Annotated in this window: 21 protein-coding genes and 1 pseudogene; 7 read left to right on the forward strand and 15 right to left on the reverse strand. The window is 61.1% G+C overall.

The window, feature by feature from the left end; all coding sequences use genetic code 11:
• Positions 1-134 precede the first annotated feature (134 nt).
• On the forward strand, positions 135-2,081 hold the full coding sequence (locus tag PSH87_RS27010; RefSeq protein WP_305431738.1) for an autotransporter domain-containing protein: 1,947 nt from the start codon (positions 135-137) through the stop codon (positions 2,079-2,081).
• Here the strand turns inward: PSH87_RS27010 and PSH87_RS27015 are convergent, their stop codons facing one another.
• From PSH87_RS27015 to PSH87_RS27030, 4 genes are all read right to left on the reverse strand, one after another.
• On the reverse strand, positions 2,082-2,990 hold the full coding sequence (locus tag PSH87_RS27015; protein ID WP_017736694.1) for an SdiA-regulated domain-containing protein: 909 nt from the start codon (positions 2,988-2,990) through the stop codon (positions 2,082-2,084).
• A 120-nt stretch (positions 2,991-3,110) separates the two neighbouring features.
• Positions 3,111-4,037 carry an SdiA-regulated domain-containing protein gene (locus PSH87_RS27020; RefSeq protein WP_305431739.1) on the reverse strand — a complete coding sequence of 309 codons (927 nt, stop codon included), beginning with the start codon at positions 4,035-4,037 and terminating at the stop codon, positions 3,111-3,113.
• Between the two features lie 243 nt (positions 4,038-4,280).
• On the reverse strand, positions 4,281-4,946 hold the full coding sequence (locus PSH87_RS27025; protein WP_257783803.1) for a fumarylacetoacetate hydrolase family protein: 666 nt from the start codon (positions 4,944-4,946) through the stop codon (positions 4,281-4,283).
• A gap of 22 nt (positions 4,947-4,968) precedes the next feature.
• Positions 4,969-6,363: an FAD-binding oxidoreductase gene (locus PSH87_RS27030; RefSeq protein ID WP_017736697.1), complete on the reverse strand. Its 1,395-nt coding sequence runs from the start codon at positions 6,361-6,363 to the stop codon at positions 4,969-4,971.
• Positions 6,364-6,568: 205 nt separating this feature from the next.
• On the opposite strand from PSH87_RS27030, the gene serA reads away from it, so the two are divergent.
• Positions 6,569-7,798, forward strand: coding sequence for a phosphoglycerate dehydrogenase (gene serA, locus PSH87_RS27035; RefSeq protein WP_017736698.1), 1,230 nt, complete (start codon positions 6,569-6,571; stop codon positions 7,796-7,798).
• A 64-nt stretch (positions 7,799-7,862) separates the two neighbouring features.
• Here the strand turns inward: serA and PSH87_RS27040 are convergent, their stop codons facing one another.
• Entirely contained in the window at positions 7,863-8,303 is a 441-nt protein-coding gene (locus PSH87_RS27040) for a DUF4399 domain-containing protein (protein ID WP_017736699.1), read from the reverse strand.
• Positions 8,304-8,437: 134 nt separating this feature from the next.
• Between PSH87_RS27040 and PSH87_RS27045 the strand changes: the two genes are divergently transcribed.
• On the forward strand, positions 8,438-8,932 hold the full coding sequence (locus PSH87_RS27045) for a transporter substrate-binding domain-containing protein (RefSeq protein ID WP_017736700.1): 495 nt from the start codon (positions 8,438-8,440) through the stop codon (positions 8,930-8,932).
• Positions 8,933-9,031: 99 nt separating this feature from the next.
• Here the strand turns inward: PSH87_RS27045 and PSH87_RS27050 are convergent, their stop codons facing one another.
• On the reverse strand, positions 9,032-9,526 hold the full coding sequence (locus PSH87_RS27050; RefSeq protein ID WP_305431742.1) for a DUF523 domain-containing protein: 495 nt from the start codon (positions 9,524-9,526) through the stop codon (positions 9,032-9,034).
• A gap of 2 nt (positions 9,527-9,528) precedes the next feature.
• On the reverse strand, positions 9,529-10,161 hold the full coding sequence (locus PSH87_RS27055; protein WP_017736702.1) for a 2OG-Fe(II) oxygenase: 633 nt from the start codon (positions 10,159-10,161) through the stop codon (positions 9,529-9,531).
• A gap of 132 nt (positions 10,162-10,293) precedes the next feature.
• Here PSH87_RS27055 and PSH87_RS27060 point away from each other — a divergent pair, with 132 nt between their 5' ends.
• Positions 10,294-11,046: a DUF2059 domain-containing protein gene (locus PSH87_RS27060; protein WP_305431744.1), complete on the forward strand. Its 753-nt coding sequence runs from the start codon at positions 10,294-10,296 to the stop codon at positions 11,044-11,046.
• A gap of 120 nt (positions 11,047-11,166) precedes the next feature.
• On the opposite strand, the pseudogene PSH87_RS27065 reads toward PSH87_RS27060, so the two are convergent.
• Positions 11,167-12,092, reverse strand: a pseudogene (locus PSH87_RS27065) (alpha/beta hydrolase).
• 98 nt (positions 12,093-12,190) lie between these two features.
• Between PSH87_RS27065 and PSH87_RS27070 the strand changes: the two are divergent.
• Positions 12,191-12,766 carry a DUF6436 domain-containing protein gene (locus PSH87_RS27070; RefSeq protein ID WP_017736705.1) on the forward strand — a complete coding sequence of 192 codons (576 nt, stop codon included), beginning with the start codon at positions 12,191-12,193 and terminating at the stop codon, positions 12,764-12,766.
• Between the two features lie 30 nt (positions 12,767-12,796).
• Entirely contained in the window at positions 12,797-15,151 is a 2,355-nt protein-coding gene (locus tag PSH87_RS27075; protein ID WP_305431745.1) for a penicillin acylase family protein, read from the forward strand.
• 110 nt (positions 15,152-15,261) lie between these two features.
• Here PSH87_RS27075 and PSH87_RS27080 read toward each other — a convergent pair whose 3' ends face one another.
• Positions 15,262-16,227 (reverse strand): GlxA family transcriptional regulator, encoded by a 966-nt coding sequence (locus tag PSH87_RS27080; protein ID WP_305431746.1) that lies wholly within the window; start codon positions 16,225-16,227, stop codon positions 15,262-15,264.
• 247 nt (positions 16,228-16,474) lie between these two features.
• Here PSH87_RS27080 and PSH87_RS27085 point away from each other — a divergent pair, with 247 nt between their 5' ends.
• Positions 16,475-17,113 carry an HD domain-containing protein gene (locus PSH87_RS27085; RefSeq protein ID WP_017736707.1) on the forward strand — a complete coding sequence of 213 codons (639 nt, stop codon included), beginning with the start codon at positions 16,475-16,477 and terminating at the stop codon, positions 17,111-17,113.
• Positions 17,114-17,262: 149 nt separating this feature from the next.
• Here the strand turns inward: PSH87_RS27085 and PSH87_RS27090 are convergent, their stop codons facing one another.
• From PSH87_RS27090 to PSH87_RS27115, 6 genes are all read right to left on the reverse strand, one after another.
• Positions 17,263-18,147: an ABC transporter permease subunit gene (locus PSH87_RS27090; RefSeq protein ID WP_017739035.1), complete on the reverse strand. Its 885-nt coding sequence runs from the start codon at positions 18,145-18,147 to the stop codon at positions 17,263-17,265.
• Positions 18,144-19,064, reverse strand: a complete 921-nt coding sequence (locus tag PSH87_RS27095) for an ABC transporter permease subunit (protein ID WP_105697207.1) — start codon at positions 19,062-19,064, stop codon at positions 18,144-18,146. The genes PSH87_RS27090 and PSH87_RS27095 overlap by 4 nt, the downstream gene beginning before the upstream one ends.
• On the reverse strand, positions 19,061-20,203 hold the full coding sequence (locus PSH87_RS27100) for an ABC transporter ATP-binding protein (protein WP_057006455.1): 1,143 nt from the start codon (positions 20,201-20,203) through the stop codon (positions 19,061-19,063). Before PSH87_RS27100 ends, PSH87_RS27095 begins: the two co-directional genes overlap by 4 nt.
• 64 nt (positions 20,204-20,267) lie before the next feature.
• Positions 20,268-21,362 carry a polyamine ABC transporter substrate-binding protein gene (locus PSH87_RS27105; protein WP_026137085.1) on the reverse strand — a complete coding sequence of 365 codons (1,095 nt, stop codon included), beginning with the start codon at positions 21,360-21,362 and terminating at the stop codon, positions 20,268-20,270.
• Between the two features lie 241 nt (positions 21,363-21,603).
• Complete coding sequence (locus tag PSH87_RS27110; RefSeq protein ID WP_305434372.1) at positions 21,604-22,698, reverse strand: polyamine ABC transporter substrate-binding protein; 1,095 nt, start codon at positions 22,696-22,698, stop codon at positions 21,604-21,606.
• A gap of 183 nt (positions 22,699-22,881) precedes the next feature.
• Positions 22,882-24,246 carry an aspartate aminotransferase family protein gene (locus PSH87_RS27115; protein WP_017739039.1) on the reverse strand — a complete coding sequence of 455 codons (1,365 nt, stop codon included), beginning with the start codon at positions 24,244-24,246 and terminating at the stop codon, positions 22,882-22,884.
• Between the last annotated feature and the right edge of the window lie 8 nt (positions 24,247-24,254).

Consider the following 24,254-nt stretch of genomic DNA (forward strand, 5'->3'; position numbering starts at 1 on the left):
CAAATCCGTTACAAATTACAGCCAGGCGACTCGCCCGTTTAACAATGCGCCAATTCACAATCGCCCAGGGAATGAGGCGCACATTGTGCAAAGGGTCTCGGCTTGAACATCCCCATCACCTCAAGGAAGACCTTGTGATAAAGCCCCTAGCCCTTGTTATCAGCGCGGCCTGCGCCCTGTTGCCGACTCACCTGCTGGCCTACGACTACGGCGAGCACGCCAACACCACCCTGGAAAAACTCATCAACGACTACCCCGGCCGTTATCGCGGCACGGCCAACTTCGCCGGGGCTGCCGATTGGATGCAGAGCCAGATGGGTACGGCCTACAGCATCAGTCGCCAGGATTTCACCTGGAACAGCGGCAGTCGCGCATCGCAAAACGTGGTGGCCTACGCCGCCGGCAGCAAACCGCAGTACGTGGTGATTGGCGCACACTTCGATACCTTCTTCGGCCGCCCGACCCTCCAAGGCCTGGACGACAACGGCTCCGGCGCCAGCGTGCTGACGGAAGTGGCGAAGAACCTCGGCGGCCTGCAACTGGAAAACGGCTTGCAGATCGTCGGCTTTGGCGCCGAAGAAGAAGGCCTGCGCGGCTCCAAGGCCTTTGTCGCGTCGTTGAGCGCCAGCCAGCGCGCGAACATGCTGGCGATGATCAACCTCGACAGCCTGATCACCGGCGACATGATGTACGCCCACGCCGGCCAGAACAGCACCGCCAACCCGGCCTTGGCGTCGTTGCGCGAGCACACCTTCCAGATCGCCAAGGAATTGAACATCCCGCTGTTCACCAACCCCGGCCTGGACCCGCAATACCCCAAAGGCACCGGCTGCTGCAGCGATGGCGAGCCCTTCGAGCCGCTGAACATCCCGATCCTTTATATAGAAGCCACCAACTGGGAACTGGGCGACCTCGACGGCTACACCCAGACCGACAACCCGAAGATCCCCGGTGGCTCGACCTGGCACGACCCCGCCGAAGATAACAAGGCCGTGCTCACCGACGCTTTCGGCCAGGCGCGCATCGACCAGCGCCTGCGCGACTATTCGCGCCTGCTCAGCCGCCTCGTGCTGGAATTGACCAACGCCGACCTGATGGCCTCCACCGCCTCCGGCGGCGCCGTCGCACGCAATATGCAGGACAACCTGCAACGCCAGCACCAAGCCATGGTGCGCCTGCATGACCGGCGCTGGCTGACCTTGCAGTCGGCCAGCCGCGAGGCGGGCAGCTTTGATGGCGAGATCGGCGTGGACGGCGAATACAACCCGGACAGCGGCTTCGACAACGCCCCCAACCCCGAAGCGCGACGCGTGGGCCTGCATGCGCTGGGCGACTATCAACTGACCCCGAGCCTGAACCTCGGCGCCAGCCTCAGCTACCTCAATGGCCGCGACAAGCTTGAGCACCGCGGCAAACTCGACAGCGACACCTGGCAAGCCGCGGCCTATGCCCTGCTCAACGATGGCGGCCCGAGCTGGCTGGCCGGCGACCTGAGCATCGGCCACAGCCGCTTCGAGTCCAAGCGCAACCTGCTGATCCAGGCCAATGGCGGACCGATCCTGCTCAACCAGCAACTGACCGGCAACACCGACGCCCTGACCCTGGGCGCGCGCGTGCTCGGCGGTTACGACTTTGACTTCGGCGCGATCAAGAGCGGGCCTTTCGCCGGCCTGGATTACAGCCACTCGCGTATCGACAAATTCCGCGAAAAGCAGGACCTGCGCACGGCCCTGACCTATGAGGAACAGTCTTTCGATTCCCTGGAAGCCAGCCTCGGCTGGCGTGTGCGCGGCGCCGTCGCCCTGCCCTACGGCCTCAATCTGATGCCTTACGGCGACATCGCCTGGGTCAAGGAGCTGGGCGACGGCCGCCTGGACGACCTGCAACTGACCGCCCGCGCCGACAGCCAGGCGCGCACCGCCAAGCTGGGTTCAGCGGACAAGAGTTTTGGGCGTGCGCAAGTCGGCAGCCAACTGGCGATCACCCCGCAACTGGGCGTGTTTGCCGAGGTCAATGGCCGCCTGGGCCACAGCGAAGGCAGCCAGACCGGCTACTCGCTGGGGGTGCAATGGATGTTCTGATCAGGGCTTCTTGAACACGTAGAACAAGTTCGGCTCACTGGTCAGGTACAACGTACCGTCATCGTCCATGGCGATCCCTTCGGCCTGCGGCACACGTTTTTTCAGGCCATGGCGCCCGTTGAGCAGCGACAAACTGCTCAACGGGCGACCGTCGATATCCAATTCCAGCACCAGGAACGACTCATCCGACAGCGCCAGCAGATGGCCGCTGCGCTCATCGTATTGCAGGCTCGACAGGTCACGCACAAACAACCCGGCATCGCGCTTGGGGTTGTTGACCACGTGCACCGAGTAGGTCTTTTCCGGTTTGAAATGGGGAAACCCGTGGATCTCGTAGATCAGCATCGGGTCGCGCTCCTTGGCCACGAACAGGCGCTTGCCCACCGAGTCGTAGGCCAGGCCTTCAAAGCCCTTGTTGCCGCCCACGTGCAAGCCCAGGGTCATCTGTTCCGCGTCCGCGGCGTCGAGGAACTCGGTGTCGTCGTCCACATGCACCTTGATCAGCCGCTGCTGGCGTTCATCGCTGATCACATAGATGCCTTCGCTGATGAACTCGACCGCCTCGGCATCGCCAAAGCCCACCAGGGCAATGCGCCGCAGGATCTTGCCGTCCAGCGACAGCTCGATCAGCTCGGGGTTTTTATTGGTGACGGTAAACAGGCTTTTGCGCACGGGGTCGAAGGTCAGCGCCGACACGTCGCTGTCGAGGCCCTCGATGACCTGGGCTTCAAGGACGACGCGGTAATCGGCCAGGCCAATCGAGGCCTCGCCGACAGGCTGGCGCCACGCCTGGAGGTTGAACCAGGCGCGCTCGAACAGGCGAAAGTGTTGCGCAACGACCCCGGCGCTGATCAGGACGATCAGCGCAAGCGTGAAAATGATGGGTTTGGGGCGGACAAGTCGGCGCATCGGGCGTGCTCAAAGTCAAAAGTGGCGCATGAATATCACGCCCGTCTGAATTTAAACTTAAACACGGCCTACTGTCTGGTGGATGCCGCTCTTAGAGAACTATCCGACGTAACCGGTGTGCTATTTCTGCTTTTCGAAGCGATAGAACAGATTGGGCTCACTGACCATGTAGAGGTTGCCGTCTTCGTCCATGGTCACGCCTTCCGCCCGTGGAATGGTGTCCTTGAGCCCGTTGAAACCGCCCAGCAAGGTCATGAAGCTGACTTGCTCGCCCTTTTCATCCAGTTCCAGCAGCAGATGGGAATCGGCCGACAGCACCAGCAAATGCCCGGTGCGTGGGTCCACCGCCAGGGCCGACAGGTTGCGCATGTCCAGTTCGGTGCTGGTCAGCTTTTGCTTGTCGCCCACCAGGGTCTGGCTGCCGTCGCTTTTCCAGGTGAACAGCGCCGGTGGACGCTCTTCACCGAGCACGATCTGCTGGTTGCGCTTGTCCCAGGTGATGCCTTCAAAGGCTTTGTTCTGGTTTTTCGACGGGCCCAGGTCATAGCTGGGGAAATCGGCCTTGTTCAACTGGGTGGTGCTGGCATCGAGCTTGACGATGGTCAGGCTGTGTTCGCGCTCATCGACCACGGCCATCAGGCCGTTTTCCAGGACGGTCAGGCCTTCCGGGTTGCTCCAGCCGTTCAACGGCATTTTGCGCAGCACGTCGCCTTGCAGGCTCAACTCGACGAGAAACGGGTTTTTGCCCATGACGGAAAACAGGGTTTTGGTCTGCGGGTTGTAGGAGACGTCCGAAGCCTCATCCTTCTCCATCCCCGGCAACAGCTTGCCATCGATCACCGCGTGATAGTCCGGCAGCCACACGCTCTGTTGGCGTTCGGCGGGGGTTTCGAAGCGTTCCAGCACCCACAGCACACCGCGATCGTCCCAGTGCATGGCCCAGGCCACGCCGTAGGAAATCACGCCCGCCAATAACAGCCAGGAATACCAGCGCAAGGCGAAACGCGAACGCGGCTTGGAGGTACTGCTGGGCAGGGTGACGGCCATGGGGCGCTTATTCCGGAAAGTCAGCGTTAGGTGATAGCACAGGATCGGGAAGCCCGCGCGCAAGAGGCTGAGGATTATCCGGATGGGGTGTGAAAAAAATGCAAAGAAAAGGAGATTACAAAGACATGGAGAACCAATGTGGGAGCGGGCTTGCCCGCGATAGCGGTGGATCAGATAACACATCTGTAACTGATAGACCGCCATCGCGGGCAAGCCCGCTCCCACATTTATAACCGCGTTTCGTCAGCGAACCTGGCTTTCGAAGCGGTTAACGCCCGACAACTCCAGCACCAACTCATCACCCACATTCAGCGGGCCCACGCCAGCCGGGGTGCCGGTGAGGATCACGTCGCCCGCTTGCAGCGAGAAGCAACCAGCCATGTACTGGATCATCGGCACGATCGGGTTGAGCATGATCGCGCTGTTGCCGTCCTGGCGCACTTCGCCATTGATGGTCAGGCGAATGCCGATGTCGGTCACGTCGGGGAAGGTGCTGCTGACCACGAACGGTGCGATCACTGCCGCGCCGTCGAAGGACTTGGCGATTTCCCACGGCAGGCCCTTGGCTTTCAGCTCGGCTTGCTTGTCGCGCAGGGTCAGGTCCAGCGCCGGGGCGAAGCCGGAGATGGCATCCAGCACTTCTTCACGGCTCGGCTTGGTCGACAACGGTTTGCCGATCAGTACCGCGATTTCCGCTTCGTAATGCACCGAACCGCGCTCGGTAGGGATGGCGAAACCGCCCTCCAACGCCACCACGCAACTGCCTGGCTTGATGAACAGCAACGGTTCGGTCGGCACCGGGTTGTCCAGTTCCTTGGCATGTTCGGCGTAGTTACGCCCGATGCACACCACTTTGCCCACCGGGAAGTGGATGTTGGTGCCGTCGACATACTTGTGCTGGTAGCTCATGGAACGACTCCTTCAGGGGCGATTAAACAGCGAAGATCTTGCCAGGGTTCATGATCCCGTTCGGGTCGAACACGGCTTTGACGGCTTTCATGTAGTCGATTTCAACCGGCGAACGGCTGTAAGTCAGGTAATCGCGCTTGGTCATGCCCACGCCGTGTTCGGCGGAGATCGAACCGTTGTACTTCTCGACGGTTTCAAACACCCACTTGTTCACGGTGGCGCACTTGGCGAAGAACTCGTCCTTGCTCAGGTTTTCTGGCTTGAGGATGTTCAGGTGCAGGTTGCCGTCGCCGATGTGGCCAAACCAGACGATTTCGAAGTCCGGGTAGTGTTCGCCGACGATCGCGTCGATTTCCTTCAAGAACGCCGGCACTTTCGACACAGTGACCGAGATGTCGTTCTTGTACGGGGTCCAGTGGGAAATGGTCTCGGAGATGTACTCGCGCAGTTTCCACAGGTTGTGCAGCTGGGTTTCGCTCTGGCTCATCACGCCGTCCAGCACCCAGCCCTGCTCCACGCAGTGTTCGAAGGTTTCCAGCGCGTGGTTGGCGACTTCTTCGGTGGTGGCTTCGAATTCCAGCAGGGCGTAGAACGGGCACTCGGTTTCGAACGGCGCCGGCACATCGCCACGGCCGAGGACTTTGGCCAGGGCCTTGTCGGAGAAGAACTCAAAGGCGGTCAGGTCGAGTTTGTTCTGGAACGCGTGCAGCACCGGCATGATCGAGTCGAAATCGGTGGTGCCGAGGACCATCGCGGTGAGGTTTTTCGGCGCCCGGTCCAGGCGCATGGTGGCTTCCACCACAAAGCCCAGGGTGCCTTCCGCGCCGATAAACAGCTGGCGCATGTCGTAGCCGGTGGCGTTCTTGATCAGGTCGCGGTTCAGTTCCAGCACGTCGCCCTTGCCGGTGACGACCTTCATGCCGGCCACCCAGTTGCGGGTCATGCCGTAGCGAATTACCTTGATCCCGCCGGCATTGGTGCCGATATTGCCGCCAATCTGGCTGGAACCGGACGACGCGAAGTCCACCGGGTAGTACAGGCCGTTTTCTTCAGCGACGTTCTGCAATTGCTTGGTGACCACGCCCGGCTGGCACACGGCGGTGCGGTCGGTGAGGTTCACGTCGAGGATCTGGTTCATATAGTCGAACGACACGACCACTTCGCCATTAGCGGCCACGGCGGCGGCGGACAGGCCAGTACGGCCACCGGATGGCACCAGTGCCACCTTGTGCTCATTGGCCCAACGCACAATGGCCTGGACCTGCTCGATGGTCTTGGGGAAGACAATGGCGGTCGGCGCGGGTGCGAAGTGCTTGGTCCAATCCTTGCCGTAAGCCTCCAGGGAGTCTGCATCGGTCAGCACTTTGCCAGGCTCAACCAGGGTCTTCAGCTCATCAATCAGGGCAGGATGGGTCATCGACAGAACTCTCGAACAATTCATGGTCATCCTGAGAACGCTTCACGTCGCAGGAATAGGTGTTTAGCGGGGCGCGTATGCTAGCATACCGCCCCCGCAGGACAGAGCCCAAGGGCGTTTCTGCGGTGACGGCTTTCCTGCCGTCCGGGTCAGCTTGTGCTGCTCGATTCCCTGCCATTTTTCTCCGGGATACAGGTTTACGCAGATGAGCAAGACTTCTCTCGATAAGAGCAAGATCAAGTTCCTTCTTCTGGAAGGCGTCCACCCATCGGCTGTCGACGTTCTGAAAGCCGCCGGGTACACCAGCATTGAGTACATCACCAGTTCTCTGCCGGAAGCCCAACTCAAGGAAAAGATCGCCGACGCGCACTTCATCGGCATTCGCTCCCGCACTCAGCTGACCGAAGAAATCTTCGACCACGCCAAGAAACTCGTGGCAGTCGGCTGTTTCTGCATCGGCACCAACCAGGTCGACCTCAACGCAGCGCGCGAGCGCGGCATCGCGGTGTTCAACGCACCGTACTCCAATACCCGTTCCGTTGCGGAGCTGGTGCTGGCCGAGGCGATCCTGCTGTTGCGCGGCATTCCTGAGAAGAACGCTTCCTGCCACCGTGGCGGCTGGATCAAAAGCGCGGCCAACTCCTTCGAAATCCGCGGCAAGAAGCTGGGTATCGTCGGTTACGGCTCCATTGGTACTCAGCTGTCGGTATTGGCTGAAGGTCTGGGCATGCAGGTGTTCTTCTACGACACCCTGACCAAGCTGCCATTGGGCAACGCCACCCAAGTGGCCAGCCTGACCGAGCTGCTGGGCATGTCCGACATCGTCACCCTGCACGTCCCGGAAACCGCTGAGACCCAGTGGATGATCGGCGAGAAGGAAATCCGCGCCATCAAGAAAGGCGGCATCCTGATCAACGCGGCACGCGGCACCGTGGTCGAGCTGGACGCCCTGGCCGACGCGATCAAGGACAAGCACCTGATCGGCGCGGCCATCGACGTGTTCCCGGTGGAGCCACGCTCCAACGACGACATCTTCGAAAGCCCGCTGCGTGGCCTGGACAACGTGATCCTGACCCCGCACATCGGCGGTTCCACTGCCGAAGCCCAAGCCAACATCGGCCTGGAAGTGTCGGAGAAGCTGGTCAAGTACAGCGACAACGGTACCTCGGTATCGTCGGTGAACTTCCCGGAAGTGGCCCTGCCGGCTCACCCTGGCAAGCACCGTCTGCTGCACATCCACCAGAACATCCCTGGCGTGATGATGGAGATCAACAAGGTCTTCGCGGAAAACGGCATCAACATCTCCGGTCAGTTCCTGCAGACCAACGAGAAGGTCGGCTACGTGGTCATCGACGTCGACGCCGAGTACTCGGACCTGGCGCAAGAGAAGCTGCAGCACATCAAAGGCACGATTCGTAGCCGCGTGTTGTTCTAAGGTTTCAACGGCACCAACAAAAAGGGAGCCCCTCGGGGCTCCCTTTTTTGCATCTGAACAAATCTTACTTAACGTTAACCGTGATCACTTTCGAGGCTACAGTAGGTTCGAACTGGCGGTGTACGTTATCGCCTGCCACCAGTTGCAGGGTGTGCTTGCCAGGGGTCAGGGTCAGTTCGGTTTCGGTCTGGGCCTTGCCGAAGTGGATCGAGGTGGCATCGGCCGGAATCGGTTCATCGGCCTTGAGCGACTGCACGTCGCGATCGACCAGCAGGTGATGGTGACCAGCGCCATGCACTTGCTTGTCGATGGGCTCCAGGTCCAGGCCCTTGACGCCGAATTTGACGGTGAAGGTCTTGTCGACGGTCGCGCCGTCTTTAGGCGAGACGATAAACACTTCGGCACCTGCAGGCGCTGGGGTACGCGGCAGGTCTGCGGCGTTGGCCAACATCGAGGCACCCAGCAGCAGGCTGGCAATCGTTGCACGGGACAAAAGGGCTTTCATTCGCTTCTCCAGTTTTTCGGTGAAATCTGTAGGGTTATGACAACTTCGCGACAAATTGCTGTCCAAGGCACTCAACACCATAGCAAAGCGATGCTGAACGGCGCCTCGCACATAAAAATTCTCTAGGAGTGACCATGCGCTTTTCGCCTGGCCTGTTACTTGTGCTGCCCCTGATGAGCCCCTTGGCTCACGCCGAACTGGTCGATGACGTATTTGACCGTGGCGAACTGCGTATCGCCCTTGAAGCCAACACCCCGCCGTTCAACTTCAAGGAGGGCGACAAACTCACCGGGTTTGAAGTGGAACTGGGTGAGCAACTGGCCAAGGAAATGGACGTACGCCCCTCGTTTATCACCACCGACGACGCCGATCTGCTGCCGGGAGTGGAAACCGGCAAGTACGACGTGGCCATTAACCATATCGCTATGACTGCCCTGTTGCAGGATCGGTTCGATTTCAGTGAGGCGTACAACGAAAAGCCGGAGCTGGCGATCCCGTTCCAGAAAGGCAACCCGGCGTTCAAGGCGAGCTTGGACAAGGCGTTGCAGCGGGTGAAGGAGGATGGGCGGTTGAAGGCGTTGGCGCAGAAGTGGCTTGAAAGCGAGACACCGGCAGCCCAGGCACAGTAAATCAAATGTGGGAGCTGGCTTACCTGCGATAGCGGTGGGTCAGCAACTGATGTGGGACTGATATACCGCTATCGCAGGCAAGCCAGCTCCCACATTGAACTACACATTTTCTGAGAGATGGGCCAAGGCCACCGCCGCCTCGGGTAGCTCCAGCTCGCTGAAGACTTGTACACCATGGCGTTTCAGCAGCGCCGCTGTCACGCCTTCGCCGCTGACTTTCACGCCACTAAACGTGCCATCGTACGTCAGCAAATTCCCACAAGACGGGCTGTTCGCCTTGAGCACAGCAATGCGGATGTTATGCCGCTGCGCCAACGCCAACGCCTGCCGCGCACCGTCGAGAAAGGCCGCACTGAAATCCTCGCCCTCGGCCGTCAAAACCTGCGCACGTCCTTCCCAAACATCCACGCCCTGACCGCCGGGAATCTCTGCGGACGGACGCGGCGTCGGCAAGCCGCCCGACACTTCCGGACAGATCGCAACCACCCGCCCTTCGGCCTGCCACGCCGCCAATTGATCGAACGGCCCGCTGGCGCCACCGTCGTAGCGCACCTTGTGCCCGAGCAAACAGCGGCTGATCAGAATCTTTTCCATGCTTAAAACGGCTCGTTGCCGCGCCGGCGAAACCAGCCGGTGAGGGACAGGCGTTCGCGCGTGGCGGGCATGACTTCGTGGGGCACCTCGCCGGACAGGAACACCACCAGGCAACCGCCGGCCGGCACCACGTCGTATTCGACGTCGCTCTTGAGGTACATGCGCAACTGGCCGCCATGTTCGGGCAGCCAGGCGTCGTTCAAGTAGATCACCGCCGAGACCATGCGCCGGTCATCATCGCGGAAACGGTCGAGGTGCTTGAGGTAGAACGCCCCCGGTGGATACATCGCGAAGTGGCTTTCGAAGTCTTCCAGGCCGAGGAACAGGCTGCGGTTCATCGCCAGGCGCAGGCTGTCCATCACAGCCATGTAAGTGCCGCAGACGGCCGCGTCGCCCTCTTCCAGCCACTGGATGTGGTCACCGCGAATGCCCTCGCGAATTTCCTGGGCCGGCCCGCGTCCTACAGCCGCCGGGGCCAGTTCACCTTCGGCCGCACGTTTACGGCACTCAGCCGCCAGTTCCAGGGTCAGAGCCTGGGGCAGGAAGCCGTCCTGCCGCGACCAGCCCTTTTCGGCGAGGTCGTCGACAATACGTTGCAACAGCGGGTGATCGAAGGGTATTTGCATGGCGCGCATAGTATCCATACGCCTGTAAATCCGACAGCGCCGTTGAGCGTCTGCATACACTTTAGTCAGGTGACTGATAGGACTTCTCGACAAATCCTACGCCCGACACGGACAATAGTGGCCGACTGACAGGAGTCCCTAATGCGTCGTTTGTTTTTATCCTTGCTGATGTTCTGCGTTTTGCCCGCCTGGGCAGACGGCCATGACCAGTTGTACAAGGTCGCCGGCTGGGCCGAACAACGTGCGCATTTCAATGACGCCCTCAGCGCCGCCCAGCAACGCTACCGCAATAGCCTGCCGCCGGCGGTGTTCCAGGCGCTGGTGGACAACAGCAATAAACGCTTCGCCGCCCAGGCCATGGACCAGCGTGCCGAAGCGCAATTGCGCAAGAACCTGGCGGACCCGGCACCGGCCCTGGCGTTTTTCCAATCACCGTTGGGCCGCAAGATCGTCGCCGCCGAGTTGCTCTCCACGCGCCGCGACCAGTTGGCGAAAAACGCCCAGGGCCTGCCGAAAATCGAAGCCGACGCGACGCGCAGCCTGATCATTGGTCATTTGGCGCAAGCGTTGCCGGCCCGTGAAGCCGGCGCGGAAGTCAGCCTGGCGATTGCCGGCGTGGCGGCCGACAGCCTGAGCCAGATGATCCCCGGCCTGCTCGGCGGTGGTCAGGCGCAAGGCATGTTGAATGGCCAGCGTGAGCGGTTGATGCAGCAGATTGGCAATGACCTGAACAATACGTTGCTGTACGTCTATCGGGATTTGTCTGACCCGGAGCTGGAAGAATTCGCCACGTTTGCGGAGTCGGCGGAGGGGAAGGCGTATTACCAGGCTGCATTAGCAGCGATCCGAGCGGGACTTGCTGTGGGCCAAAGCACTTCAAGCCTGACACAGTAATCAGTCTGGGTGAGGTTTGTGTGGGAGCTGGCTTGCCTGCGATAGCGGTGGGTCAGCAACTTATGAGGGACTGATGCACCGCTATCGCAGGCAAGCCAGTTCCCACATTTTTTGACCGAGTTACTTCAGGTGGTCGGTGAGGTACTTGAAGTATTCCTCGCGTATCTCCGCAATTTCATTCGCCAAATGATGCCTACCCCGCGCCAGCATCAGCACCTCGGGCTCTTCAAACTTACCCCGCAGCACCTGCAGATTGTGCTGCCAGTCCACCGTCATATCTTCCTCGCCTTGCACAATCACCGGCCGCCGCGGGCTGCGCGGTGCGGCTTCGATGCGTTTGATCCAGCGCGCCAAGGCGCCGACCCAGGCGGTGGGCAATTGGCGCGGCTGCAACGGGTCGGCTTCGAGGAACGGCCGAAATGCCGGGTCGTGGGTGTTATCGCTGAACCGCCGCGCGATGCCTTTGACGAACGGCCGCAGCAAGTAATAGCTGAGTTGCGACCAGCCCCACGCCCGTGGCCGTACCAGCGGCGACAGCAGGAACGTCTTGCCCTGGGCCGGACTGTCGGCGCCATGGTTGAGCAGATGATCCACCACCACCGCGCCGCCCGTGCTCTGCCCGAACAAGTGCCAGGGGTTGCGGCAGTTGCAGCGCTTTCGCCTCGGCAAACAGCGCCTGCACGACCTGCTGGTACACCGCGAAATCGTCGATGCTGGCGCGCACGCCGCTGGACAGACCATGCCCCCGGCAAATCGCAGGCGATCACCACAAAGCCCTGGTCCAGCGCCCACTTCACCACATGGCGATACAGCCCCATGTGGTCGTAAAAGCCGTGGTACATGAACATTGTCGCCACCGGCACAGCCGGCCACCACACTTGCGCAACCACCTCAAACCCCGCCACCTCGAAACGCCCCAGGCGACTCACGGCCTGATCAAGCCCGTAGAAACGCTGGTAGACCCGCGCCTCGGCGGACAGCGCTTGCGCCTCCATCAGGGGCTGCAAGCTTTCGCGCAGATGATCGGGGTCAAAGGTGACGGGCATAAAGGCTTCCAGACTACGGCGCGGATGAATATCGAGCTGCGATATTCATCTGTCAGGACAAGCATGGCAAGCTACGCGACCTTCGAGGATACATCTGAATGCGACCGCCCTTCCGTTCCGCCCTGTTCGCCAGCCTGCTCCTGGTCCTCTGCGCCGGCGTGCTGTGGGCGGCGTACGACTGGTTCCAGGGCCGCTACCTGCGCGCCTTCAGCGAACACACGGCGGTGTTTTCCGGTGACCCGTTGCAACTGCCCGCCGACCTCGCCGGCCCCGGCCCGATCCGCCTGGTGCACTTCTGGGACCCGGCCTGCCCGTGCAACGTCGGCAACCAGCAACACCTCGGCGAGTTGATCGAGCACTATGCGCCCCAGGGCGTCGAGTTCTACGCCCTGCAAAAAGCCGGCAGCCACGGCCAACTGCCCGACAACCTGCGCCAGATGAAAATCCTCACCGCCCTGCCCGGCGCCGATCAAGTGCCGGCCAGCCCCGCCGTGGGCATCTGGGATCGCACGGGCAAACTCGCGTATTTCGGGCCCTACAGCGAAGGGCTGACGTGCAATTCCAGCAACAGTTTTATCGAGCCGATCCTGCAGGCGCTGGAAGACGGCCGCGAGGTGAATGCCACGCACACCCTGGCGGTGGGCTGCTATTGTTCGTGGCCTAAAGAGCAGTAGTCCGTTACCCATTCTGGCTAAGGAAAGTTCATGAAGCGCGTCTTGCAGGTTCTCGCGGTTCTGCTGGTGTTGGTCGCCGTTGGCGCCGGCGTGTACCTCTACAGCAAGCAACCGACCCGCCAGGGCACGGTGACGCTGGCCAACCTGCAAGGTTCGGTCACGGTGCGGTATGACGACCGTGGCGTGCCGCATATCCGCGCCGAAAACGAGACCGACCTGTATCGCGCCCTGGGCTTCGTGCATGCCCAGGACCGCCTGTTCCAGATGGAGATCATGCGGCGCCTGGCCCGTGGCGAGCTGGCCGAAGTGCTCGGGCCCAAGGTGCTGGAGACCGACAAGCTGTTCCGCAACCTGCGCATCCGCGACCGCGCCGCCACCTACGTCGCGCAGCTGGACCATGAATCCGCGCACTGGAAGGCCCTGCAAGCCTATCTGGACGGGATCAATCAATATCAGGACAGCCACGCCAGCCCGGTGGAGTTCGACGTGCTGGGCATCCCCAGGCGGCCGTTCACCGCCGAAGACACCATCAGCGTCGCCGGATACATGGCCTACAGCTTTGCCGCCGCCTTTCGTACCGAACCCTTGCTGACTTACGTACGCGACCAACTGGGCAGCGACTACCCGAAAGTCTTCGACCTCGACTGGCAACCCAAGGGCGCCCTCAACCTCGCCGCCAGCGATTGGCAGACCCTCGGCGCAATCGCGTCCCTGAGCGAACAGGCGCTGGCCGACAACGGCCTGCCGCAGTTCGAAGGCAGCAACGCCTGGGCCATCAGCGGCAACCGCACCAAAAGTGGCAAGCCGCTGCTGGCCGGCGACCCGCATATCCGCTTCTCGGTGCCGTCGGTGTGGTACGAGGCGCAGCTGTCGGCGCCGGGTTTTGAGTTGTATGGCTATCACAACGCGCTGGTGCCGGTGGCGTTCCTGGGGCACAACCTGGACTTTGGCTGGAGCCTGACCATGTTCCAGAACGACGACCTCGACCTGATCGCCGAGAAGGTCAACCCGGACAACCCCAACCAGGTCTGGTATCACGACGCCTGGGTCGACATGACCCGCACCGAGCAGCAGATCCAGGTCAAGGGCCAGGCCCCGGTCAGCCTCACCCTGCGCCAATCGCCCCACGGCCCGATCATCAATGACGTGCTCGGCGACAACGCCGGCAAGACCCCGATTGCCATGTGGTGGGCGTTCCTCGATACGCAGAACCCGATCCTCGAAGGTTTCTACCAGCTCAACCGCGCCGACACCCTGGCCAAGGCCCGCGCGGCAGCGGCCAAGGTCTCGGCGCCGGGGTTGAACATCGTGTGGGCCAACGCCAAGGGCGACATCGGCTGGTGGGCGGCGGCGCAGTTGCCAATCCGCCCGGCCGGGGTCAACGCCGGGTTTATCCTCGATGGCAGCACGGCCCAGGCCGACAAGCTGGGTTTCTACCCGTTCAGCGCCAACCCCCAGGAAGAGAACCCCGCGCGCGGTTATGTGGTGTCGGCGAATGCCCAGCCGGTATCGCCCATCGGCCTGGAGATCCCCGGCTATTACAACCTGGCCGACCGTGGCCAGCAGTTGAACGCGCAGTTGAGCGACCACAGCGTGAAGTGGGATGTGAACAACAGCCAGGCCCTGCAACTGGGCACCACCACCGCCTTTGGCCCACGCCTGCTGGCGCCGCTGTTGCCGGTGCTGCGCGAGGTGGTCAAGGACCCGGCGCAATTGCAGCTGGTCGAACAACTGGCCGCCTGGAAAGGCGACTACCCGCTGGATTCCACCAGCGCCACGCTGTTCAACCAGTTCCTGTTCAACCTCGCCGACGCGACATTCCACCCCAAGCTCGGCGACGGCATGTTCAAGACCCTGCTCAGCACCCGCGTGATCGACGCCGCGCTGCCGCGCCTGGCGGCAGCGCCGGACTCACCGTGGTGGAACGGCCAGCGCGCCGAGACCGTCAAGCGCGCCTGGGACAACAGCCTCGCCCACCTCAAGAGCACCTTCGGCGATGACCCGAGCCAGTGGCAATGGGGCAAGGCCCACACCCTGACCCACGGCCATCCATTGGGCATGCAGAAGCCGTTGGACCTCGTGTTCAACGTCGGCCCGTTCCCGGCACCGGGCAGCCACGAGGTGCCGAACAACCAATCGGCGAATATCGGCCCGGCGCCGTGGCCGGTGACCTACGGGCCTTCGACCCGTCGCCTGATCGACTTTGCCGACGTGGCCCACGCCCTGACCATCAACCCGGTGGGGCAAAGCGGTGTGCCGTTTGACCGGCATTATGGGGACCAGGCGGAGACCTATATCGAGGGCGGTTACGAACAGGCGCACTTCACCGATGAAGAAATCACCGCCAATACCCGTGGCACCTTGAAACTGCTGCCCGCCCGATAATCATCTGCAAACCCAATCAGTGTGGGAGTTGGCTTGCCTGCGATGGCGGTGTATCTGACACACCGCTATCGCAGGCAAGCCAGCTCCCACATTTTTGACCGCGTGGAGCTTCAGACCGGTGCGGCAAAATTGAGCCGGAACTGCTGCGGCGTCACCCCAAGCCTGCGGTTGAACACACTGCGCATATGCTGGGCATCACGAAAACCGCACTGATAGGCCACGGTCTTGAGCGGTGCATGGCTGCTTTCAAGCATCACCCGCGCCGCATCCACCCGCGCCCGCTCGACAAATTCCGCCGGGGTGATGCGCGCCTCACGGGCAAACACCCGAGAGAAATTGCGCGCGCTCATATTGGCCGCCTTGGCCAGGTCGGCAATGGTCAGATCCCCGGTCAGGTTCGCCAACACATACAACTGCACCAAGGCCACCGCCGAGGTGGTTTCGGCGTGGGGCGTCAGAAACGGGCTGAACTGCGACTGCCCGCCCGAGCGCTGGGTAAACACCACCAGGCGCTTGGCCACGCTCAGCGCGACTTCCGGGCCATGGTCCTGGGCCAGCAAATACAGGGACAAATCGATGCCCGCCGTGACCCCCGCCGAGGTGTAGAGGTTGCCGTCCTGCACGTACAGACGGTCGGCCTCGACCTGGGCCGTGGGACACAGGCGCGCCAGGTCGGCGGCGTCGTTCCAGTGGGTGGTGACGGTTTTGCCATCCAGCAAACCGGCGCGGGCGAGCATGAAGGCGCCGTTGCAGATGGAGCCGAAGCGTCGGGCCCTTGCGGTGGCGCCGCGCAGCCAGTCGTCGAATGGCGCGCCAAAGTCTTCGAAGGGCAACTGCGGACCACCGGCGACCAGCAGCAGGTCGTAGGCGCTCAAGGCTTCGCTGTAATGCCGATGGGCTTGCAATGACAGGCCGTTGGAAGCGGACATGTTGCCGTGAGCGAGGCCGATGACTTCCAGCTGGTATTGGTCCTGGCTGGGCAGGAAGCGGTTGGCTTCGCAGAACACATCCATGGGCCCGGTGACATCCAGCGACTGGACGCCGGGGAAGATCAGGATGGCGATGGTTTTGCTCATGAACAGGCACACCTTCTCTAACTGGATAAACACAGAACCCCTGTGGGAGCTGGCTTGCCTGCGATGCAGGCACCTCGGTCTGTCAGGTATACCGAGGTGATGCTATCGCAGGCAAGCCAGCTCCCACAGTTGACCGAGTACACCCTTGGCGCGATGTACAACCACATTGGCCGGGATTGCACCCTTACGGCGATGGCCCCTTCGCAGGCACGCGACCAGACTGGAATCCTTCCACAGGAGAACCACCATGACCACCATCGCCGGCATCCAGATCCCCGACAGCGCCCTCGCCAAGGCCACCACTGAATACATCCGCGACGTCGAATCCGACCTGCTCTACCACCACTCCCGCCGGGTCTTCCTGTTCGGCGCGTTGAGCGGTGAGCGCAAGCAACTGGCCTACAACCCGGAGCTGCTCTATGTCGGCGCGATGTTCCACGACCTGGGCCTGGTGGCCGGCCATCGCAGTGACAACGAGCGTTTTGAAGTGGATGGCGCCGATGCGGCGGCGGCCTTTCTCAAGCCTTACGGGCTGAGCGATGACGATATCGAACAGGTGTGGCTGTCCATCGCCCTGCACACTACGCCGGGCGTGCCGCAACATCTGCGCCCGACCGTGGCCTTGGTCACCGCCGGTGTGGAGATGGACGTGCTGGGCATGGACTACGCGGCCTTTTCCAGCGTGCAGCGCGAAGCGGTGGTGCATGCGCATCCACGGGGTGAAGGGTTCAAGGAGTGCATCATCTGCGCGTTTGCCGACGGCTTGCGCCATCGTCCGCAGACTACGTTTGGGAATGTGAAGACGGATGTGCTGGTGGATCAGGAGCCGGGGTTCAGGCCGATGAATTTTGTCGAGGTGATCCGCAAATCCCCTTGGACTGCCTGAAACACAACCCGACAAACACCACAAAACAACTGTGGGAGCTGGCTTGCCTGCGATAGCGGTCTATCAGTTAATGATTTGTTTACTGATACACCGCTATCGCAGGCAAGCCAGCTCCCACATTTTGATCCGGTTTCTTCAGGTAGACCTGATTAGACCGGCGCAGGCGCCCGACGCTTGTCCGGCTGTTGCCAGCCATCCGCCGCCGCTTCTTCAATCGCTTGCTGGATCGCTTTCTTGCGTTTCTCTTCGGCACGACGGCTGAAGAACCACACCAGGAAGGTCACCAGCGACACCGCCAACAGAATCAAGCTGGCCACGGCGTTGATCTCGGGTTTGACCCCCAGGCGCACCGCCGAGAACACTTCCATCGGCAAGGTGGTCGAACCCGGCCCCGACACGAAGCTGGCAAGTACCAGGTCATCGAGGGACAGCGCGAACGACATCATGCCGCCCGCCGCCAGCGACGGCGCGATCATCGGGATGGTGATCAGGAAGAACACCTTCCACGGCCGCGCCCCGAGGTCCATTGCCGCTTCTTCAATCGACAGGTCCAGCTCACGCAAGCGCGCCGACACCACCACCGCCACATACGCCGCGCAGAAGGTGGTGTGGGCGATCCAGATGGTGACGATGCCACGCTCTTGCGGCCAGCCGATCATCTGCGCCATCGCCACGAACAGCAGCAACAGCGACAGACCGGTGATCACTTCCGGCATCACCAACGGCGCCGTCACCAGGCCGCCGAACAGCGTGCGGCCCTTGAACTGGCTGATACGCGTCAGCACGAATGCCGCCAAGGTACCCAGCGCCACCGCCGCCACCGCCGTGTAGCAGGCGATTTCCAGGGAGCGCATCACCGAACCCATCAACTGGGTGTTGTCCAGCAGGCCCACGTACCACTTGATCGACCAACCGCCCCACACCGTCACCAGCTTGGATTCGTTGAACGAGTAGATCACCAGGATCAGCATCGGCAGGTAGATGAACAACAACCCCGCCACCAGCATGAAGCTTGAGAAACTGACGCGCTTCATATCTTGCCCTCCATCTCTTTGGCTTGGCTGCGGTTGAACAGGATGATCGGCACGATCAGGATCGCCAGCATCACCACCGCCAGGGCAGACGCCACCGGCCAGTCACGGTTGTTGAAGAATTCTTGCCACAACACTTTACCGATCATCAGGGTTTCCGGGCCGCCCAGCAGTTCCGGGATCACGAACTCGCCCACCACCGGGATAAACACCAGCATGCAGCCGGCGATGATGCCGTTCTTGGACAGCGGCACGGTGATCTTCCAGAAGCTGTTGAAGGTGCTCGAACCCAGGTCGGACGCGGCTTCCAGCAGGCTCTGGTCGTGTTTCACCAGGTTGGCGTACAGCGGCAGGATCATGAACGGCAGGTACGAATAGACCACGCCGATATACACCGCGATGTTGGTGTTGAGGATCTGCAGCGGCTCGTTGATCAGCCCCATGGACATCAGGAAACCATTGAGCAGACCGTTGTTGCTGAGGATGCCCATCCACGCATACACGCGGATCAGGATCGCGGTCCAGGTCGGCATCATGATCAGCAGCACCAGCACGGTCTGCATCTCTTTGCGCGCGGTGGCAATGGCGTAGGCCATCGGGTAGCCGATCAGCAGGCACAGCAGCGTGCTGAAGAACGCCATTTTCAGCGAGCCCAGGTAGGCCGCGATGTACAGCTCGTCGCCCGCCAGCAAGCTGTAGTTGGCCAGGTTCAGCACCACTTGCAGCTTCTGCTCAACGTAGGTGTAGATCTCGGTGTACGGCGGGATCGCTACGTCGGCTTCGGCGAAGCTGATTTTCAGGACGATGAAAAACGGCAAGGCGAAGAACAGGAACAGCCACAGGAACGGAATCCCGATGACCACCTGCTTGCCGCTGGGGACGATGCGCTGCAAGCGTCGCTTGAGTTTTTTTGTGTTCATGAGCGCAGTACCACGCCGCTGTCGTCTTCCCACCACACGTACACCTGGTCACCCCAGGTTGGGCGCTGGCCACGGCGCTCGGCGTTGGCGACAAAGGACTGCACCAGCTTGCCGCTCGGCAGCTCCACGTAGAACACCGAGTGGCCACCCAGATATGCAATGTCATGCACCTTGCCGCTGGACCAGTTGTGCTCGCAGGTCGGCATTTCCGACGTCACCAGCAGCTTTTCCGGGCGGATGGCGTAGGTCACCGACTTGTCTTCCACCGCCGTGGCGATGCCGTAGCCCACGTAGATGTCGCGGTCCAGGTCCGGGCACTTGAGCACCGCGTGGCCTTCGGCGTCGTCCACCACCTGGGTTTCGAAGATGTTGACGTTGCCGATGAACTCGCACACCAGGCGGCTGGTGGGGGTTTCGTAGATGTCGATCGGGCTGCCGATCTGGGCGATCCAGCCCAGGTGCATGATCGCGATGCGCTCGGCCATGGTCATGGCCTCTTCCTGGTCGTGGGTCACCATCACGCAGGTCACGCCGACGCGCTCGATGATTTCCACCAGTTCCAGCTGCATCTGCGAACGCAGCTTCTTGTCGAGGGCGCCCATGGGCTCATCGAGCAGCAGCAGTTTCGGGCGCTTGGCCAGGGAACGGGCCAGGGCCACACGCTGGCGCTGGCCGCCGGACAACTGGTGCGGCTTGCGCTTGGCGTACTGGCTCATCTGTACCAGCTTGAGCATCTCGGCCACGCGCGCATCGACCTCGGCCTTGGGGATCTTGTCCTGTTGCAGGCCGAAGGCGATGTTCTGCGCCACGGTCATGTGCGGGAACAAGGCGTAGGACTGGAACATCATGTTGATCGGCCGCTCGTAGGGCGGCATATCGGTGATGTCCACGCCGTCGAGGTAGATGCGGCCCTCGGTCGGGCGCTCGAAACCTGCGAGCATGCGCAGCAAGGTGGACTTGCCCGAACCCGAACCGCCGAGCAAGGCGAAGATCTCGCCTTTCTTGATTTCCAGGGACACATCGTCCACGGCAATCGTCTCGTCGAACTTCTTCGTGACCCGGTCGATTTTGACCAGCACCTTCTTAGGTGTCTGGTCGCCCTCGAGGGCTTTCTTATAGGCGCCGGAGGCAACTGCCATTTACGAAACTCCCAACAAAAATGTCTGTTCGCCCGAAGCAGGCGAACCTTGGATAGTTTGGGCTTTACTTGCCCGTCTTGACCTTGGTCCAGCTACGGGTCATTAAACGCTGCACTTTCGGGGGTAGCTCGAAGTTGACAAATGTCCGGTCGAGAACCGCCTGCGGTGGGTAAACCGCTTCGTCGGTGCGTATCGATTGCTCCATCAGCTTGTCCGCCCCTGGATTAGGGTTGGCATAACCGACGTAATCACTGACCTGAGCGATCACCTCAGGCTGCAGCAAATAGTTGATGAAGGCGTGGGCTTCCTTGACGTTGGTGGCATCCTTGGGGATCGCCAGCACGTCAAACCACAGGTTGCCGCCTTCTTTCGGAATTGCGTAGGCGATGTTCACGCCCTTGCCCGCCTCGGCCGCGCGGGCCTTGGCCTGGAACACATCGCCGGAGAACCCGGCGGCCACGCAGATATTGCCGTTGGCCAGGTCGGAGATGTATTTCGAAGAATGGAAATAGGTCACGTAGGGCCGCACTTTCAGCAGCTTTTCTTCGGCCTTCTTGTAGTCGTCCGGGTTGGTGCTGTTGGGGTCCAGACCCATGTAGTTGAGCACCGCCGGCAGCATTTCATCCGCCGAGTCCATGAACGACACACCGCAGGTGGCCAGCTTCTTCATGTTCTCCGGCTCGAACAGCACGGCCCAGGAGTCGATCTTGTCGACGCCCAGCACTTCCTTCACTTTATCGACGTTGTAACCGATGCCGTTGGTGCCCCACAGATACGGCACGGCGTACTGGTTGCCCGGGTCGTTCTTTTCCAGGCGCTTGAGCAGCGCCGGGTCGAGGTTGGCGTAGTTGCTCAACTGCGCCTTGTCGATCTTCTGGAACGCCCCCGCCTTGATCTGCTTGCCGAGGAAGTGGTTGGACGGCACCACCACGTCATAGCCGGTGCGCCCGGCCAGCAACTTGCCTTCCAGGGTTTCGTTGGAGTCAAACACGTCATACACGGGCTTGATGCCGCTGGCCTTTTCGAAGTTGGCCAGGGTGTCGGTGCCGATGTAGTCCGACCAGTTATAAATATGCACCGTCGGTGCGGCCTGCACGCTCAGCGTCAGCGTGATACCTGCACCCACCAGCATGGCTTGGCGAAATAAAGAAATTGGCAAGTGGAGGTCCTCTTAAATAGTTGGGCCTTGAAGTTGTTGCCCGGCAACAAAACCGGCGCGCAACTTACCCTCGATAAACCGATCCGGCAAAACTTTCTGTCATTTAATGTGTGGGAGCTGGTTTATGTGGGAGCAGGCTTGCCCGCGATGGCGGTGTGTCAGCCAGCATCTGTATCAACTGATACACCGCTATCGCGGGCAAGCCCGCTCCCACAAAAGAAACTCCCACAGGTCCTACGGGTTATTTACCCGACTTGATCTTGGTCCAGCTGCGCGTCATCAAGCGTTGGGTTGCCGCTGGCAAATCAGCAATGGCATACAACTTGGCTTGCACGTCCGCAGGCGGGTAGATGCCTGGGTCGCTGGTGATGTCTTTATCCACCAGGGCAGTGGCTTTTTCGTTGCCGTTCGGGAAACGTACCGAGTCGGTGATCTTAGCCATCACTTCCGGCTTGAGCAGGTAGTTCATGAACGTGTAGGCGCCGGTGACGTTTTCGGCATCCTTAGGGATGGCGACCATGTCGAAGAAGCTGCCAGCACCTTCTTTCGGAATGTCGTAGGCAACCTTGACCTTGCCACCGGCTTCGGCAGCGCGGGACTTGGCTTGCTGGATGTCACCCGAGTAGCCCACCGCCACGCAGATGTTGCCGTTGGCCAGGTCGGAGATGTACTTGGAGGAGTGGAAGTAGCCGATCGATGGGCGGATCTTGAGGAACAGTTCCTCGGCTTTCTTCAGGTCGTCCGGCTTCTGGCTGTCGGTCGGCAGACCGAGGTAATGCAGGGCGATTGGCAACATTTCGGTTGGCGAATCGAGGAAGCTCACACCGCAGCTTTTCAGCTTGGCGATGTTCTCAGGCTTGAGCAGCACGTCCCACGAGTCGATCTTGTCCACGCCCAGCGCAGCCTTGACCTTCTCCGGGTTGTAGCCGATACCGATCGAACCCCACATGTACGGGAAGGCGTGCTTGTTGTCCGGGTCGCTGACCGACACGGCTTTGAGCAGGGATTTGTTCAGGTTGTCGTAGTTGGACAGCTTGGACTTGTCCAGCTCCTGGTAGACACCGGCCTTGATCTGCTTGGCGAGGAAGTTGTTCGACGGCACGACGATGTCGTAGCCGGACTTGCCTGCCAGCAACTTGGCTTCCAGGGTTTCGTTGCTGTCAAAAACGTCGTACACCACTTTGATGCCCGACTCTTTTTCAAAGTTGGCAATGGTGTCCGGTGCGATGTAGTCGGACCAGTTATAGACGTGCAGCACTTTATCGTCGGCCTGGGCCGCGCCCGCCATTGCGCCCATCAGGGACAAGGCGAGGAGGGTCTTGCCAGCGTTCTTCAAACCTAATGCCTTCATTTGGTGATGCTCCAATTTTTCTTTTTTGGGCCACATGCTTACTAAGTTCTGCGGCCCGTCTAAAGGGCAACAAAACAGGGCGACAGTCTGGCAAGTTCAGGGGCCGGCTTTCAACCAAAGCCCCTACATTTATAACCGCCCGGAAGCAGCGCCTCCTGAGCCTAGCACTTAGCCCTGCAATGCCGCCAAAGTCAGGTCCAGGCACTGGCGAGCCTTGGTGACCAACTCGTCGATTTCCGCCTTGCTGATCACCAGCGGTGGCGAAATGATCATGGTGTCGCCCACGGCGCGCATGATCAGGCCATTTTCGAAGCAGAACGTGCGGCAGATCATGCCAGCACCACGGCCTTCGTAACGCTTGCGCGTGGCCTTGTCCTGCACCAGCTCGATGGCGCCCAACATGCCCACACCGCGAACTTCTCCCACCAACGGGTGATCCGCCAGTTCCCTCAGACGTTTCTGCAAATACGGTGCCGTTTCGTCATGCACGCGGCTGACGATTTTTTCATCGCGCATGATGCGGATGTTTTCCAGGGCCACCGCCGCTGCCACCGGGTGGCCGGAGTAGGTGAAGCCGTGGTTGAAATCGCCCCCTTCGTTGAGCACCGCCACCACTTCATCGCGCACGATCAGGCCGCCCATGGGGATGTAACCCGAGGTCAGGCCCTTGGCGATGGTCATCATGTCGGGCTTGAGGTCGTAGAAATCGCTACCGAACCACTCACCGGTACGGCCGAAACCGCAGATCACTTCGTCCGCCACAAACAGGATGTCGTACTTGGCGAGGATTTCCTTGATGCGCGGCCAGTAGGTGGCAGGCGGCACGATCACGCCACCGGCGCCCTGGATCGGCTCGGCAATAAAGGCACCGACGTTGTCCACGCCCAGTTCCAGAATCTTCTCTTCCAGCTGGTTGGCGGCCCACACGCCGAATTCTTCCGGGCTCATGTCGCCGCCTTCGCCAAACCAGTACGGCTGGGCGATGTGGCTGATGCCTGGGATCGGCAAGTCGCCTTGTTCATGCATATAGGTCATGCCGCCCAGGCTGGCGCCGGCCACGGTGCTGCCGTGGTAGCCATTCTTGCGGCTGATGATGGTTTTCTTGTTCGGCTGGCCTTTGATCGCCCAGTAGTGGCGGACCATGCGCAACATTGTGTCGTTGCCTTCGGAGCCGGAACCGGTGAAGAACACGTGGTTCATGCCGGCAGGCGCGATGTCGGAAATGGCCTTGGCCAGTTCCAGCACCGGCGGGTGAGCGGTCTGGAAGAACAGGTTGTAGTACGGCAGTTCTTTCATCTGCTTGGCGGCGGCGTCAGCCAGTTCATCGCGACCGTAACCGATCGCCACGCACCACAGGCCGGCCATGCCGTCGAGGATCTTGTTGCCTTCGCTGTCCCACAGGTAGACGCCGTGGGCTTTGGTAATGATGCGCGGGCCTTTCTCTTTCAATTGCTTGAAGTCGCTGAACGGCGCCAGGTGGTGCTCACTGCTCAAGGCTTGCCATTCACGGGTTTGCGGGTTGTTGCTGGACATACCAATCT

Source organism: Pseudomonas sp. FP453, assembly GCF_030687495.1.
Classification (GTDB): domain Bacteria; phylum Pseudomonadota; class Gammaproteobacteria; order Pseudomonadales; family Pseudomonadaceae; genus Aquipseudomonas.